At 43.0% G+C, this 15,677-nt stretch carries 14 protein-coding genes; all 14 read left to right on the top strand.

Annotated elements, in window-relative coordinates; all coding sequences use genetic code 11:
• Nucleotides 1–113: 113 nt before the first annotated feature.
• The 14 genes from FE005_RS02570 to amaP all read left to right on the top strand — a co-directional run bounded on the left by FE005_RS02570 (nt 114) and on the right by amaP (nt 15,674).
• Nucleotides 114–803 (top strand): TetR/AcrR family transcriptional regulator, encoded by a 690-nt coding sequence (locus tag FE005_RS02570; RefSeq protein WP_003128144.1) that lies wholly within the window; start codon nt 114–116, stop codon nt 801–803.
• A complete protein-coding gene (locus tag FE005_RS02565; protein WP_003128145.1) occupies nt 787–2,514 on the top strand; it encodes an ABC transporter ATP-binding protein in 1,728 nt (575 codons plus the stop codon). The genes FE005_RS02570 and FE005_RS02565 overlap by 17 nt, the downstream gene beginning before the upstream one ends.
• Nucleotides 2,511–4,391 (top strand): ABC transporter ATP-binding protein, encoded by a 1,881-nt coding sequence (locus FE005_RS02560; RefSeq protein ID WP_003128146.1) that lies wholly within the window; start codon nt 2,511–2,513, stop codon nt 4,389–4,391. Before FE005_RS02565 ends, FE005_RS02560 begins: the two co-directional genes overlap by 4 nt.
• Nucleotides 4,392–4,588: 197 nt before the next feature.
• Nucleotides 4,589–5,743, top strand: a complete 1,155-nt coding sequence (locus FE005_RS02555) for an acetylornithine transaminase (protein WP_138371280.1) — start codon at nt 4,589–4,591, stop codon at nt 5,741–5,743.
• A gap of 75 nt (nt 5,744–5,818) precedes the next feature.
• A complete protein-coding gene (argC, locus tag FE005_RS02550; RefSeq protein WP_138371279.1) occupies nt 5,819–6,841 on the top strand; it encodes an N-acetyl-gamma-glutamyl-phosphate reductase in 1,023 nt (340 codons plus the stop codon).
• A gap of 44 nt (nt 6,842–6,885) precedes the next feature.
• The gene (gene argJ, locus FE005_RS02545; RefSeq protein ID WP_060813218.1) at nt 6,886–8,076 is read left to right on the top strand and encodes a bifunctional glutamate N-acetyltransferase/amino-acid acetyltransferase ArgJ; all 1,191 of its coding nucleotides are present in this window, start codon (nt 6,886–6,888) and stop codon (nt 8,074–8,076) included.
• 94 nt (nt 8,077–8,170) lie between these two features.
• Complete coding sequence (gene argB / locus FE005_RS02540; RefSeq protein WP_103300778.1) at nt 8,171–8,929, top strand: acetylglutamate kinase; 759 nt, start codon at nt 8,171–8,173, stop codon at nt 8,927–8,929.
• 189 nt (nt 8,930–9,118) lie between these two features.
• Complete coding sequence (locus tag FE005_RS02535) at nt 9,119–9,937, top strand: VOC family protein (RefSeq protein ID WP_138371278.1); 819 nt, start codon at nt 9,119–9,121, stop codon at nt 9,935–9,937.
• A gap of 122 nt (nt 9,938–10,059) precedes the next feature.
• Nucleotides 10,060–11,064: a serine hydrolase gene (locus FE005_RS02530; RefSeq protein ID WP_138371277.1), complete on the top strand. Its 1,005-nt coding sequence runs from the start codon at nt 10,060–10,062 to the stop codon at nt 11,062–11,064.
• A gap of 48 nt (nt 11,065–11,112) precedes the next feature.
• A complete protein-coding gene (gene manA, locus FE005_RS02525) occupies nt 11,113–12,066 on the top strand; it encodes a mannose-6-phosphate isomerase, class I (protein WP_003128154.1) in 954 nt (317 codons plus the stop codon).
• 174 nt (nt 12,067–12,240) lie between these two features.
• Nucleotides 12,241–13,380, top strand: coding sequence for a cysteine desulfurase family protein (locus tag FE005_RS02520; protein ID WP_138371276.1), 1,140 nt, complete (start codon nt 12,241–12,243; stop codon nt 13,378–13,380).
• A 219-nt stretch (nt 13,381–13,599) separates the two neighbouring features.
• A complete protein-coding gene (locus tag FE005_RS02515; RefSeq protein ID WP_003128156.1) occupies nt 13,600–13,941 on the top strand; it encodes a DUF1831 domain-containing protein in 342 nt (113 codons plus the stop codon).
• A gap of 359 nt (nt 13,942–14,300) precedes the next feature.
• Nucleotides 14,301–14,906 carry a metallophosphoesterase gene (locus FE005_RS02510; RefSeq protein WP_021150561.1) on the top strand — a complete coding sequence of 202 codons (606 nt, stop codon included), beginning with the start codon at nt 14,301–14,303 and terminating at the stop codon, nt 14,904–14,906.
• A gap of 204 nt (nt 14,907–15,110) precedes the next feature.
• Nucleotides 15,111–15,674 (top strand): alkaline shock response membrane anchor protein AmaP, encoded by a 564-nt coding sequence (amaP, locus tag FE005_RS02505; protein WP_003128159.1) that lies wholly within the window; start codon nt 15,111–15,113, stop codon nt 15,672–15,674.
• Nucleotides 15,675–15,677 lie beyond the last annotated feature (3 nt).

Here is a 15,677-nt window from a genome sequence, read left to right as displayed (position 1 = left end):
AAACTTTTTTACTTGCATTCTCTCATGAGGGGTGTATAATGACACAGTGTCATATGACAACCTGTCATAATAATTGTTGTCATTTATCATTTGAACTGAAAGGAGAGATGACGATGCCAACGGATACGTTTTTCCATTTGCCATTAGATAAGCAAAAACGCATTTTAAGCGCTGCTAAGAAAGAATTTTCTCGGGTCCCATTGAAGGATGCTTCGATTGCCAATATCATCAAAGACGCAGAAATCCCTCGGGGAAGTTTTTATCAGTATTTTGAAAATAAGGAAGACTTATACTACTACTATTTTCATACGTTGAAAAAAAACAGTCAGCGGGATTTGATTCGTTCCATTCAACACGAAAAGGGCGATCTGTTTGCTGGCTTTGAATGGTATTTTTCTCGGATGATCGAAGAAGTGTTAGAAGGAAAAAATGCAAAATTTTATCGCAATCTCTTCATGAGTATGGATTATCGTTCTTTGCGAAAAGTGATGCCGGATATCCACAAAAAACCACTCTACGGCTCTCACAAAGAGCATCAGGAAGCGAGACAGAAGTGGGAGGAAGAATTTTTTGCTGAGATCGATAAAGACTTATTGCGGGTCAAGGATGATCATGAATTGAAAATGCTCGTCCAACTGTTGATGCACACCGTTTTTTCTACGATTGCTGAAGCATACCGAGAGTTAGCAGAAAATCATGCCTATGATCCTTCGCTAGCAACGACTGATTTCAATAATAAAATCAGCTGGTTAAGAGATGGCGCACAAAAAGAAAGAGGGGAAAAGAATGACAAAGTTGATTAAACGAGTTTCACTCGTTTCGGCACTGATGGCCGTTGCCTTTATGGTTGTACAAGTAATAGCAGATCTCTATTTACCGACATTAACGTCGAATATCATTAATAATGGCGTTGCAACTGGAGACATTGATTATATCTGGCGTACCGGCTTTTTAATGATCGGGTTTTCACTGATCAGTATTCTGGCTGCATTAGGCAATACATTCTTTGCTACTAGAGAATCACAAAAATTGGGGCAAAAATTACGGACAGATATTTATGAAAAAGTAGAAAATTTCTCAGCACGTTCTTTTGATAAATTCGGAACTGCCTCTTTGATCACTCGTACGACTAATGACGTCAACCAAATTCAAATGGTGGCACAAATGTTCTTGCGGATGATGATCAATGCGCCGATCACTTTGATCGGAGCAAGCTTCTTGGCCTATCAAAAAGACGCTCAGTTAACCAAAATCTTTTTAGTCGTTATTCCAATTATGATCGTTTTGGTTGGTGGAATCATGTATTTTGCTGTGCCGCTTTTCAAAAGCATGCAGAAAAAAACTGACCGTCTGAATTTGGTCTTCCGTGAAGGATTGACTGGAGTGCGGGTCATTCGAGCTTTCGATAAGACCGGGTATGAAGCCAATCGCTTTGATGAAGCCAATAAAGACTATACCCACACGGCCATCAAAGTAAATACTATCGTGGCACTTATGATGCCTTTGATGACATTGATTATGAGTGGGACCAATATTGCTATCACTTGGTTTGGTGGACATTATATTGCTGAAATGACATTAGAAGTTGGGAATCTGATTGCATTCATGACGTATGCCATGCAAATCTTGATCAGTTTTATGATGCTGTCAATGATCTTTGTGATGGTCCCAAGAGCACAAGCCTCTGCAGATCGGATCAATGAAGTATTAGACGAAGAAGAAGAGATCGTTGATGATAAAGCACCTAAGATGATTCAACTAAAAGGTGATCAAGCCACACTTGCTTTTGATCACGTCAACTATCGTTACCATGGTGCAGAAAAATTAGCACTGCAAGACATTGATTTTCAAGCAAAATCGGGTGATTTTGTGGCAATCATTGGTGGTACGGGTTCTGGGAAGACGACATTGGTCAATTTGCTGCCTCGGCTCTATGATATCGAATCAGGAGCGATCCGCATCAATGGAGTGAATATCGCTGAAGTAACACAGCATAATTTGCGGGACTCAGTTGGTTTCGTCCCACAAAAAGCGGTTTTATTTACTGGTACGATTCGAGAAAACATGAAATACGGTAGACCAGATGCGACAGATGAAGAAATCTGGAAAGCACTGGAAATCGCACAAGCCAAAGAGTTTGTTTCAGAATTGAGCGAAGGCTTAGACAGTCATGTAGAACAAGGCGGCGGAAATTTCTCCGGCGGCCAACGTCAACGGTTAGCGATCGCTCGGGCATTAGTGAAACAAGCCGATGTGTATGTGTTTGATGATTCTTTCTCAGCGCTTGACTTTAAGACAGATGCACAGCTGCGAGCGGCATTGAAAAAAGACATGAAGAACAGCATTATGGTTGTAGTCGCACAACGGGTAAGTACAGTAATGGATGCAGACACGATCCTTGTCCTTGACGAAGGTCAATTGGTGGGTAAAGGAACCCATGAAGAATTGATGGCCTCAAACCAAACGTATCAAGAAATCGTATCATCTCAATTGAGAGAGGAGGATGTGGCATGAGTGAACGGAAAAACCAAGCACCTCGCGGCGGTGGACCGATGGGTGGCGGTCCAGGGCGCAACATTGGAGCGAAAGGACCAAAAGCAAAAAATTTCTGGGGAACGGTAAAACGACTTTTCGGTTATATGTCGAAACGTTCTATCGCAATCATTTCGGTATTTGTTTTAGCGATTGCCGCCGTAATCTTCCAGATTCAAACACCAAAGATCTTAGGGGAAGCAACAACCGAAATCTTTAAAGGTGTTATGATTGGTGCAGAGCAAATGAAAGCTGGAAAAACTGTCACCGAATTTCCGATCGATTTTGATAAAGTAGGACAAATCATTATGATCGCTATCGGTATGTATGTTATTTCTGCTATTTTCAATTTCTTGCAACAATTCATCATGACCCGTGTATCACAACGGACCGTCTATGAACTGCGTCGTGATTTAGAAGAAAAAATGAATCGCTTGCCGATTTCTTACTATGATACCCATTCAAACGGAGATATCATGTCACGGGCAATCAATGATATGGATAATATCGCCAGCACACTCCAACAAAACTTGACCCAATTTATTACCAGTATTGTTACTTTAGTCGGAGTGTTATGGATGATGCTAACGATTAGCTGGCAGTTGACATTGGTTGCATTAGCAACGGTGCCGCTAAGCTTGATCGTCGTAATGATCGTCGCACCAAAATCACAAAAATTCTTTGCTGCGCAACAAAAGAGCTTGGGATTACTGAATAATCAGGTTGAAGAAACCTATGGCGGCCATACCGTTGTCAAAACCTTTAACCATGAAGCGGCTGATCAAAAAGTATTTGAAGAAGAAAACGATCGTCTGTATAGTGCTGGTTGGAAAGCACAATTCATTTCCGCAATCATTATGCCATTGATGAACTTCATCAAGAACTTGGGCTATGTCTTTGTCGCAGTTCTGGGTGGGATCAAAGTAGCGAATGGGAACATGACTTTGGGGGATGTGCAAGCATTCTTGCAATACACGAACCAATTCTCACAACCGATCACTCAAATTGCTAGTTTATTGAATACGATCCAATCAACTGTTGCATCAGCAGAACGGGTCTTTGAGGTCTTGGATGAAGAAGAAATGTCAGATGAACCTTCTGGATTACCCGTGGAAGAAAGCGACTATAAAGTTCGTTTTGACCATGTTCAATTCGGTTATACACCAGACAACTTATTGATGACCGATTTTAATCTAGACGTCAAAGCTGGGGAAATGGTAGCTATCGTTGGACCTACCGGTGCCGGTAAAACGACATTGATTAATCTGTTGGAACGATTCTATGATGTTTCCGGCGGTAGTATTCGCTACGACGGTCGGGACACAAGAGATCTGACCCGTGATGAGCTTCGTAGCAACATATCAATGGTTCTACAAGATACATGGCTATTTACAGGATCAATCTATGACAATATCCATTACGGCAATGACAAAGCGACGAAAGAACAAGTAATCGAAGCCGCTAAAGCTGCTCACGTGGATGACTTTGTTCGCAAGCTGCCGGACGGATATGATACGGTCCTCAATGAAGAAGCTAGCAATATCTCTCAAGGACAACGACAATTGATTACGATCGCGCGCGCCTTCTTAGCTGATCCAGATGTGTTGATCTTGGATGAAGCAACATCTAGTGTGGATACTCGGACCGAGATTCTCATCCAAAAAGCCATGAACAAATTGTTGGAAAATCGGACAAGTTTTGTCGTTGCTCACCGCTTATCTACCATTCGGGATGCCGACAATATTATTGTGATGAATCATGGTTCGATTGTCGAAACCGGAAACCATGACACATTGATGGCTAAGAATGGTTTTTATGCGGACTTGTATAACAGCCAATTTTCAGAAGATGCGGCCTGATACAAGAAGACAACGAAAAGGATTCAACGATTTTATTCAATCGATTTTTGTGAATATAAACAAGAATGAAGGGAAGCATTAAGCTTCTCTTTTTTTGTGTTGGAATGAATATTTTTGTTATAAAATAAATAAATATTGCAATTTATTTGCTGAAAATGTATATTAATACATAAATATTCATAGGAGGTCGTTGATGGATGAGTCAGTTGTTTCCCAATTATACACGTTTGCCATTAGAGATTGCTGCAGGAAAGGGCAGCTATGTAACAGATACTCAAGGTCGGAGATATTTAGATTTTACAAGCGGTATTGGGGTCGTCAACCTTGGCTATGGGCAGCCTGAAATCCAGCAGGCAATGCTGCAGCAAGCGGACAAATTATGGCATGCGCCCAACCTCTACACCAATTCGTTACAAGAGACAGTCGCGCAAAAACTAGCAAAAGGTCCATATCTTGCCTATTTTTGCAATAGTGGGGCTGAAGCAAATGAAGCAGCCTTAAAACTAGCTCGAAAAGCAACTGGTCGGACAAAGATTTTAACTTTCGAGGGCTCGTTTCACGGACGAACATTTGGTGCCATGACAGCAACGGCTCAAGAAAGCATCCATCAGGATTTTGGTCCGCTCGTACCAGATTTTGAGTATTTGCCCTTCAATGAATTTTCCCCGCTGCAAGCAGCGTTGGATGAGGAAACAGCTGCGGTGATGATGGAACTGGTCCAAGGAGAAGGCGGCGTGATCCCAGCTGAAAAAGAATGGGTCCAAAAGGTGGCCGCGTTATGTCAAGAAGCAGGTGCACTGCTGATCATAGACGAAATTCAAACAGGAATGGGACGCACGGGGAGTTTTTATGCTTTTGAGCAATATGGGATCGAACCTGATATTTTTACATTAGCAAAAGGGTTGGGCAATGGGCTGCCGGTTGGTGCCATGCTAGGAAAAACTGACTTACAGCAGAGGTTTGGCCCTGGAAGTCACGGTTCAACTTTTGGTGGTAATTTGTTAGCGATGGCTGCAGCAAATGCCGTATGTACGGTCCTAACCGATTCCCCTGTGTTAGTAAATGTTACTGCCAGACACCAGCAGCTTATGGCAGGCTTAACGGATCTGGCACAGATCGTGGCTACTCGAGGGCAAGGCCTAATGATTGGCTTAGAGCTGAAGGATAGCGCTGCTCTCCAACAGGCGATGTCAGAATTGCGTCAAGCAGGGTTACTGGTGTTGAAAGCTGGAACGAATGTCCTGCGTCTGCTGCCAGCATTGACCATAACGGAAGCAGAAATGGCTGAAGGACTCGCTGTTCTACGTCATGTTTTAGGAACGAAAGAAGAAATCGCTGAAAGGCGAGAATGAAGAAAGAAGAGCTGCTTTGGTTGTTGAAAGGTTGTTGAAAAAGGATTTGAGAACAAGTGAAAAGGGGTGTAGTAAGTGAAAGCAGCAATCGTCGGGTTTACCGGCTATACAGGATTGGAATTGGTTCGTTTGATCCAATTGCATCCTGTCTTGGAGATAGGAACGTTACATAGTCATTCAGTCCAAGAAAATTCAGTCAATGTTTATCCCCATCTGCAGCAACTGGTCAACCAAAGGATTTACCCGTTTGATCCGCTGCAGATTATGCAAGAAAATGAATTGGTCTTTTTTGCGACACCGGCTGGTATTAGCAAAGATTTGGTCTTGCCATTTGTCGAACAAGACTTTCCTGTGATGGATTTATCCGGAGATCTGCGTTTGAAAGAAGCAGGTGTTTATCAGCAATGGTACCAGCAGACGCCAGCTGCGGATCGTTTATTGCATGCTGCAACATATGCATTGCCAGAGTTTCAGACGTCCCACGGAAATTTAATGGCCAATCCAGGCTGCTATGCCACTGCCGCAATTTTAGCCGCTGCGCCTTTAGTCAGAAGAAAATGGTTGGCAGGCATTCCCATTTTTGACGGCAAATCTGGGCTTTCTGGTGCGGGGAAAAAACTGTCAGATACCAGTCATTTTGTGACGATTTCAGAAAATATGCGGACATATAAATTGAATCAGCATCAGCATATCCCAGAAATTGTCCAGCAGTTTCAACAATGGGATCCAGAATTGACGGCCATCCAATTTTCCACTAGTTTGATTCCGGTTAACAGAGGGATCATGATGACCCTTTATGTGCCTGTAGCGCCAGAAAGAACAGCGGAAGATATTTATCAGAGGTATCAAGAAGACTATCAAGAACAACCATTTATTCGCTTGCAGCCGTTAGGAAAGCTGCCAGAACTGCGGCAGGTGACAGGAACCAACTTTTGTGACATTGGGTTGGTCTTAAATCCGATGACCCACATCGTGACAGTCATTGCGGTGATCGATAATTTAGTAAAAGGGGCTGCCGGACAAGCAATCCAGAACGTCAATAAATGGGCTGGGCTGGAGGAAACAGCTGGATTACGACAGATCCCTTGGTATCCTTAACGATACTTGGGAATTCGATTAGTTCAGAATAAGGAGCGTGTAACATGAAAGAAATTATAGGGACAATTGCTTCACCAAAAGGTTTTTATGCAGATGGCATCCATTGTGGGGTGAAAAAAAGAAAAGCCGATCTTGGCTGGTTGTTCTCTGAAGTTCCGGCAAGTGCCGCCGCAGTTTTCACAACCAATCAAGTACAAGCGGCCCCCGTCCTAGTAACAAGAGAACAGTTGAAAACAGGAAAGCTTCGGGGAGTGATCGTGAATTCCGGGAATGCGAATGCTTGTACTGGAGAACAAGGAATAGCAGATGCCAGAGAAATGATCGCTTTGGCTGCAGCACAAGCCGGAGTGGCCTCAGAAGAGGTGGCGGTGGCATCTACGGGAATCATTGGTCGACCACTACCGATGGCAACGATTGCTGCTGGGATTCGTCAATTAAGTCATTCTGGCAGTCCTACCGGATTTCAGAAGGCCATTTTAACGACAGACCTTGTTGAAAAAAATCAAGTGATTCAGACGGAGATTGCGGGCCACACTGTCACCATGGCAGGTTGCGCCAAAGGCTCAGGGATGATTCATCCAAACATGGCGACAATGTTGGCATTCGTCACTACCGATGTCGCTATTGCACCGTCCCTTCTGCAGTCATTGCTGCGAAAACTCACGGAAGTCACTTTTAATCAAATCACAGTAGATGGCGATACCTCCACCAATGACATGGTATTGGTGCTGGCAAATGGGCAAGCGGGCAATCCGCCGATTGAAGAAAATACATTTGCTTATAAGCAATTTCAAAAAATGCTACAGACAGTCTTAACGACATTGGCCAAAGCCATCGCTAAAGACGGTGAAGGAGCGACAAAACTGATTGAAGCTGAAACAAAAGGGGCCCCCACCGACTTAGCTGCCCGCATGATCAGTAAAACGATCGTAGGTTCACCACTCGTGAAAACAGCAATCTATGGAAAAGACCCCAATTGGGGCCGGATCCTTTGTGCAATTGGGTATAGTGGACAAAGAATCGATCCTGCCAATGTGGCGATCGAATTAGCGGCGATCCCGGTTTTTGCAGGAGGATCTCCCCTTGACTACGATGAAACATTGATGGAAGAACGCTTGACAGCCTCAGAAGTAAAAATCAATGTCATTTTACAAGAAGGGGCCGGTCGCGGGAAAGCTTGGGGCTGTGATCTTACGTATGATTATGTCAAAATCAATGCACTCTATCATACGTAATGCCTATCTCATGGAGGTATCAAACGAATAGAATCGGAATCATTGGCTGTAAGAATCAAAAAATCGCCACAAGATCCAACAGGAGGAAGAACATATGGAAATCATTGTCATCAAGATGGGTGGTGTTGCTTCAGATAATCTGACCCCCGTTTTTTTTGAACAAGTCGCACAATGGCAAGCTCTAGGAAAGAAAATCGTGATTGTTCATGGTGGCGGACATTATATCTCGGAAATGCTGCAGAAATTGTCACTGCCGATTCAGATCAAAGAAGGCTTGAGGGTAACGGATGCGCAAACTCTTGAGATCACTCGCATGGTTTTGCTGGGACAAGTCCAGCCAATGATCACGACTTGTTTTCAGCAAGCTGGATTTCAGGCAATCGGCTTAAATGCTGGCTGTGATCAGTTGATCCAAGGGGAAATGATCAATCACGCCACACTTGGCTATGTTGGGAAGGCTAAGACTATTAATCAGCAGTTGCTTCAGCTGCTGATCAAAGGCAATCATATACCGATCCTTGCCCCACTTGGGATCACAGCCGAAGGCCAGTGGCTGAATATCAATGCGGACGAAGTCGCTTGTAAAGTTGCCAGCAGTCTGAGAGCAGAACGATTGATTCTGCTGACAGATGTACCGGGAATCAAGAAAGACTCCCAGTGGCTGCAGCAAGTCTCATTGACTGACATAAAAACATTGATCAATGAGAAGGTGATCACTGGCGGGATGTTGCCAAAGTTAGTCAGTGCTAAAAAAGCGCTTATGAGCGGAGTAGCAACTGTCAGTATCACCGACCGATTAGAAAAAAACGGTACTCAGATCAGAAGAATGAAAGAAACAGCCTTCCTTCAATGAATAAAGGTAGATTTAACCACAAAAAAAAGAAGTTCAGTGACCTTTTTTGTCGTTAAATCTATTTTTTTGTCAAAAAAAATGCTTGATAATGGTAGAATGATAAAGGATTTCATTTGCTAGTATAACGGTTTATCAGTACAATAAGGACAAATGCATAGATAAACGCATACATATATAGGGGGAGAAATAATGACAGATTTTGTATTGGGGAAGAGCACAAAGTTGCGGACAATCGCGATTCGAGTAAAAGATCGGGATAAAGCGATTGCTTTTTATCGTGATGTTCTAGGTTTTGATTTGAAACGGGAAGAAAACGAATTAGCCATTTTTGGTTTCAAAGGTGCAGAAGGTGAAGTCATCTGGCTAGAAGAAAGTCCACGGGCCAATGATCATTTTGGGGAAATCAAAAAAATGCAACGGATCCGCTTGACCGTCGCTTCCTTAGAAGAACTGGCAGCAATTTGTAAAAAAGCGAAAGAACAGTCTGCGACTTTTGAAGAATCTATTTTTGAAGGAAGTCAAATCGCAGTTGTTTTGGCTGATCCTGAAGAAAACCGAATCGAAGTTTTTTACGAAGGCACTCAAGAAACAGATTTGCCAAAAACGCTTGAAGCATTGATCGAAGCTGCACCAAGTGAGGTAGTCCTGTTATCAAGCAAAGCTCGCTTCAACCAAATTCATCTGAATGTCAGTGATGTAGCGAAAGAACGCGACTTTTTGGAAGAGCTGTTAGGTTTGACGACCAAAGAAGCAGATGGTTTCTTACATTTGAATGAAGATGATTTTCAAGTTGGTTTGATCGAAGGCCAAGGCGGAACCATCGATTTACCGACACATGAGGTATTGGGATTGGACTTTTTGAAGATCGCTATTGATAAAGAAGACTTATTGACTTTGGAAGCTCATTTGACTGACAGCAAGCAAGAATTCTTTATTGATAAAAAGAAAAACTTACTGACTTCCTACGATACCATCGGGATCGAATGGTGGTTCGTTGCAAATAAATAATGCGATTCACCACTAAGATGCAGAAGAATTTCTCTGGAAATCTCTTCTGTATTTTTTTGTGCAATTAGGGCCTGACTGGTATAATCAAAACAGTTTAGAGGCGCACGAAAGGAGGAACTGGTATGTATCCAGAAACGATTCGGCTAATCGCTGAAAAGCAACAGGAGGGCGTCTTTCCGGGAGTTGTTTATCGATTCATCCATGGAGAGCAAATGGAGACTCATTGTTTAGGCTACGCGGCTCGGCAGCCCCAAATAGAATCACTTACGACGGAACACCTATTTGATGTGGCTTCTTTGACGAAAGTGGTTTGTACGACGACGGTGATTCTCAAACTATGGGAACAGGGAGTCCTAGCAATCGATGACCCTCTGGTCCGCTATTTGCCTGCTTTTACTGATCAGAAAGTAACGTTACGACATCTTTTAACCCACACCTCCGATATCCAGACTTGGATTCCTCGCCGCGATCAATTGTCTGCTGAAGAGCTGCGTCACGCGTATCTTCGAGTCCAAAGCGGACCACAGCTTGGCAAGCAAGTCCAGTACACGGACACGGGCACGATTCTTCTAGGCTTCATGTTGGAGGAACTTTTTGGCTGTTCTGTCACCGAGATCTTCCAGCAGGAGGTTCTGCAACCGCTAGAAATGACCAACAGTGGGTTTCCTCCTTTGCCGGCAGCAAGCAAGGTAGCAGCCACTCAGCGCCAAGAAGATGGGACTGTTCTGAAAGGAAACACCCATGATCCCAAAGCACGAGTTTTGGGCAAACATGCCGGAAACGCAGGGCTGTTTTCAACCATTGATGATTTGACTCAATTTGTACAAATGATGTTGAAGAAAGGTCAGACAGCAACGCAATCTTTTCTTTCAGCAGATATACTGGAAAGACTATATCTAGACCATACGCCCTCTGAAACAGGACATCGCTCAATCGGCTGGGACTTGAAAGGTACGCCTGTACACCTCTATCATACAGGGTATACAGGGACCTTCCTTTTGATTGGTTCTGATGGCAAAGCATTTATTTTTCTTTCGAATCGCGTACATCCAGAGGATCACAGAGACAGCTATCTGAAACATCGGGATCAAATTGTACAAAGTTATTTAAAAGAATCCGTTCGGTGAAGTTTTTCGTGCTATAATATTAGCGAATCAATAGAGAGGGGATCAACTATGGAACCATTATTTATGAAACCTGTTTTTCAAGAAAAAATTTGGGGCGGTAGCCGTTTACATTCTGTTTTCGGTTTTGATCTGCCAAATGATAAGATCGGTGAAGACTGGGCGATCAGTGCACATCCTCATGGTGTCAGCGTGATTGAAAACGGCCCATTTAAAGGGAAGACATTAGCAGACTTATGGCGGGATCACCAAGAATTGTTTGGTCATTCGGAGGCGCCGGTATTTCCTTTGCTGATCAAAATCTTGGATGCAGAAGACGATCTATCTGTGCAAGTGCATCCAGACGATGCGTACGGCATGGAACATGAAGGTGAACTAGGCAAGACAGAATGCTGGTACATCATTGATGCAGAACCTGGGGCAGAGATCATTTATGGCCACCACGCACAAACCAAAGAAGAATTAAAAGCAATGATCGAAGACGGCCGTTGGGATGATCTATTAACGAAAGTTCCTGTTAAAAAAGGCGACTTTTTCTATGTGCCAAGCGGAACGATCCATGCAATCGGTAAAGGCATCATGATTTTGGAAACACAACAAAGTTCAGATACCACTTATCGGGTTTATGACTATGATCGGACAGACGATCAAGGCAAGACCAGAGAACTGCATATCCAACAATCTGTTGATGTGACGACTGTGCCCGCTAAAGCACCAGAACTGTCGATTCGTGAAATCAAGCAAGGATCTTCGGCAATTGTGACGTATCTGGAAACCGAATTTTTCAATGTTTATGAATGGGAAGTTCGTGGCAAATTGAATCTGGAACAACAAGCAGACTATACTCTGATGACCGTGATTGACGGATATGGTCAACTTGTGATCGATGGTCATTCCTATGAATTGAAGATGGGAACAAGCTGTATTCTGCCTAATCCAATCAAAAAATGGACATTACAGGGAGAACTGACGGTGATCGCCTCTGAACCTGGCGAGAACGCATAAGTGATTGCTTCTTCTAAAAAAATACATTGAAGAACCAAATCATTCGCAGCAAGCAGAAGAAAACCTGCTTGCTGTTTTTTGCTATTCTTTTAAACTACCGGAAAATCAATCGTTAGGGATAGACGGTTGGTTTAGATTTGTTATAATGGCTTTAATAAAGGATAGGTGAAACGAATGGTTTATTTAGATCATGCAGCAACGACGCCGATGCACCCGGCTGTCATTCGAGCCATGAATGACACAATGACGACATTTTTTGGCAATCCTTCCAGTATCCATAGGTACGGTCGGGATGCCCATACCAAGCTAGAAGAAGCGCGACAAGTAATCGCCGATCAGTTAGGTGTCAAAGCCCACGAGATCATTTTTAATAGTGGCGGAACGGAAAGCGACAACACAGCGATCCTCGGCACCGCGTATGCAAAACAAGCAGTAGGAAAACACATCATTACTACGACGATCGAACATCCAGCAGTCATCGAAAGTATGAAGTTTTTGGAGAAGCAAGGGTTCGAGATCACTTACTTACCTGTCGATAAAAAAGGACAGCTCTTAGCAGAACAAGTAGCAGCGGCACTACGTCCAGATACGATCCTCGTTTCAATTATGTTCGCCAATAATGAAACGGGCAATATTTTGCCGATCCAAGAAATTGGCGAACTGCTAAAAGAACACGCCGCTGTTTTTCATACGGACGCCGTACAAGCTTACGGCAAGCTGCCCATTGATCCCGCTGCGTATGGCATCGATTTGTTGAGTATTTCAGCACATAAGATCAATGGACCTAAAGGCGTTGGTTTCTTGTACAAACGAGATGGCTTGTCACTACCCACTCTCTTACACGGTGGTGAGCAAGAAGAAAAGCGCCGTGCCGGTACAGAAAATTTGGCAGGGATCGTAGGTATGGCAAAAGCTGTTTCCTTGCTGACTCCAGAAGTACAGCGTGCGCACAGTGAGACGTATCAGCAATTTGCTAAGCAAGTTTTTTCTGTTTTGGAAGAGCAAAGCGTTGACTACCGTTTAAATGGAGATCCTGATAGCAAGCTGCCTCACATCATCAATCTGCAATTTCCTGGTGTTACTAGTGATCTACTGTTGATGAAATTGGATCTAAAAGGCATTGCGATCTCGACGGGTTCAGCTTGTACCGCAGGGAACGTGGAACCTTCTCATGTTTTAGAAGCAATGTATGGCAAAGAGCATCCCGCTGTGGGAGAATCTGTGCGGATCAGTTTTGGTCTTGGTAACACAGAAGAAGAGGTCCATAGTTTTGCAGAGTTACTTGCTCGAACCGTTTTAGGAACGAAGAAGTAGTACCCATAGTTTCGTGTTTTTAGAGGAATCGAAGGGGCTGCTCCTAGATAAGCGAAAAGAGTGCAGAAAGCAAAAAAAACTGGCACTCATGCAACCATTCATGATAATCTGAAGAAAGAAATACCGGATAGCAAAGAGACTTTCTCTAGAAAAAAGCACTTGTATTTTTTCTAGAGAAGCTTTTTCGGAAATCAAAACGTCGAACGAGGTGGAAAGCAAATGGCATTTGAAACAACAACAACTGTCTTAGGTGCAGAGACCCGCTACCAATTAGCACCAGAAGCAAAAAAGTATACACTGCGGGACAATGGATTTACTGAAACAAACAGTGGCAATTTCCAACTGATCCGCGGGTTGGAAGCAACTCCGCAAAGTAAAGAAGGCTTTAAATTAAAAATCACCGTCGCAAAGGACATCAAAACGTTTAAGATGTCGATTACGACAGCCAATGGATTGAAAGCAGTCAACATCTTTAAAGACCCGCAACACAAAATGCTGCAAGAAAAATTTTATTTCTTGATGGATGGGTTTATTAGTCGCGGATTATTCATCAAAGCGTAAACCATCGCGAACAAAATGATCCGTTATTTAGGAAAAGCAACCAAAAGATTTTCGTTTCAAAAGTGTATCTGGAAGACAATCATGAACAAATTATTCCGTGGACAATGTTGGATCGTCCACAGTAGCGAGTGTGGAGGCTAGCGCTAATCCACTACGTTAGCGGTTCCACACTATCAATGTGGATGTTGTTGTGACTTGTCCCTTGCTCTTTGGCAGAAATGAAATCGTTCGGTTGTTTTTTTGTTACAGTTGAAGGAAAGATCGTGACTTCAATCATGGCTTTTGTTTGCTGTTTTCTTTTTAGGCTAAGCGTATACTGACAGATATGTAAAACATTTACCCTGAGAAAGGAAGAGAAGATGCGCTATTTTACATCAGATACTCATTATTTTCATGAAAAATTATTAGGTTCGAATGATTTTGCCCCACGTCCGTTTGCGTCTGTCTCAGAGATGCATGAAGTCATGGTCGCTAATTGGAATCAGGTGGTTCAAGCACAAGATACGGTCTACCATCTAGGAGATATTGCACTCCATCCCGAACATGAAGCGGGGTTTGCAGAGCTTTTAGCGCTATTAGTACGGCTGCAAGGAAAGATCGCTTTTATCAAAGGCAACCATGATACGCGCGCACTCTTTCGTTATCTAGCAAAGCACGATCCCGGAATTTCCGGAGAGCCGAAGTTTTCTTTTGCGGATGTCGGTCTGTTGTTAAAATTTGATCATCACCAGTATTATTTGAGTCATTATCCGATGCTATTGGGAATGACAAAGAATAGCCGTAACCTTCATGGGCATATCCATCATCATAGTTTGCCTATCGCTGAGAATATCAATGTCGGTGTCGATGCGCCGGAATTAGCATTCCTTCCTCAACCTTGGCCGTTTGGACGACCAATTTCCGAAAACCAATTAGAAAGGATCTTTCAAGCCAAACAAGCAGAAATACACCAAACGTTTCATTGAGAAATAACAAGGAAAACAGTCGGTTAAAGAATTATAGTCATATATCTTTTTAACAATAGTTATAATAGCAAGACAAAATTTCTGCTTCTAGTAAGCTGAACATTGGTCATAGAATGAAAAAATAATCGGTTTCAAGGTTTATCATTTGAAGGATATTTAAGAAATGTGTATGCTTTAAATAGAAAGTAGTAAAGGAGGTTGCCTATGCGTAAGATTTCTAAAGTGATCATGATCATTGGGTTACTGTTATTGTTGCTCGTCTTTTTCTTTGGCATGATCGAGAATCAGCAAGCGGTAGATTTACCATTCTACTTGATTCCACTGCGTGAGTATCCGTGGGTCGGAGCTTCCATGAGCATGTTTTTGTTTTGGACATGTGTCGGCTTTGCACTGCTGACGATCATTGGTATTTTCGTTGTCTTGTTCTTTCCAAAGCGTTCGGATCGTTTGGTTATCCAGCAAAAATCCGGGGAATTGGTGATTCAAAAGAAAGCCTTGGAACATTTTGTTTTAAAGAATGTCCAACAAGCTGATTTTATCCATTCGCCATCAGTGAAGGTCAAGATTATCAAGAATAAAGTCCGAGTCATGATCGATGGAGAAATGAAACAGACCGCAGCCATCCCGCAACAACAAGAAGCATTGGTTGGTGAGATCAGCAGTAAGCTTCAAACGCTATTCGGTGTCACTCATGATATACAAACAGAAGTTGTCTTGAAAGACGCTGAAGAAACAAGAGAACATCACACACAACCCCGTGTCGTTTAGGAG

The organism is Enterococcus sp. M190262 (assembly GCF_005843965.1).
GTDB classification, from domain to species: domain Bacteria; phylum Bacillota; class Bacilli; order Lactobacillales; family Enterococcaceae; genus Enterococcus_D; species Enterococcus_D gallinarum.
Note: the sequence above shows the minus strand (reverse complement) of the source record. Positions and strands in the feature narration are given on the sequence as shown.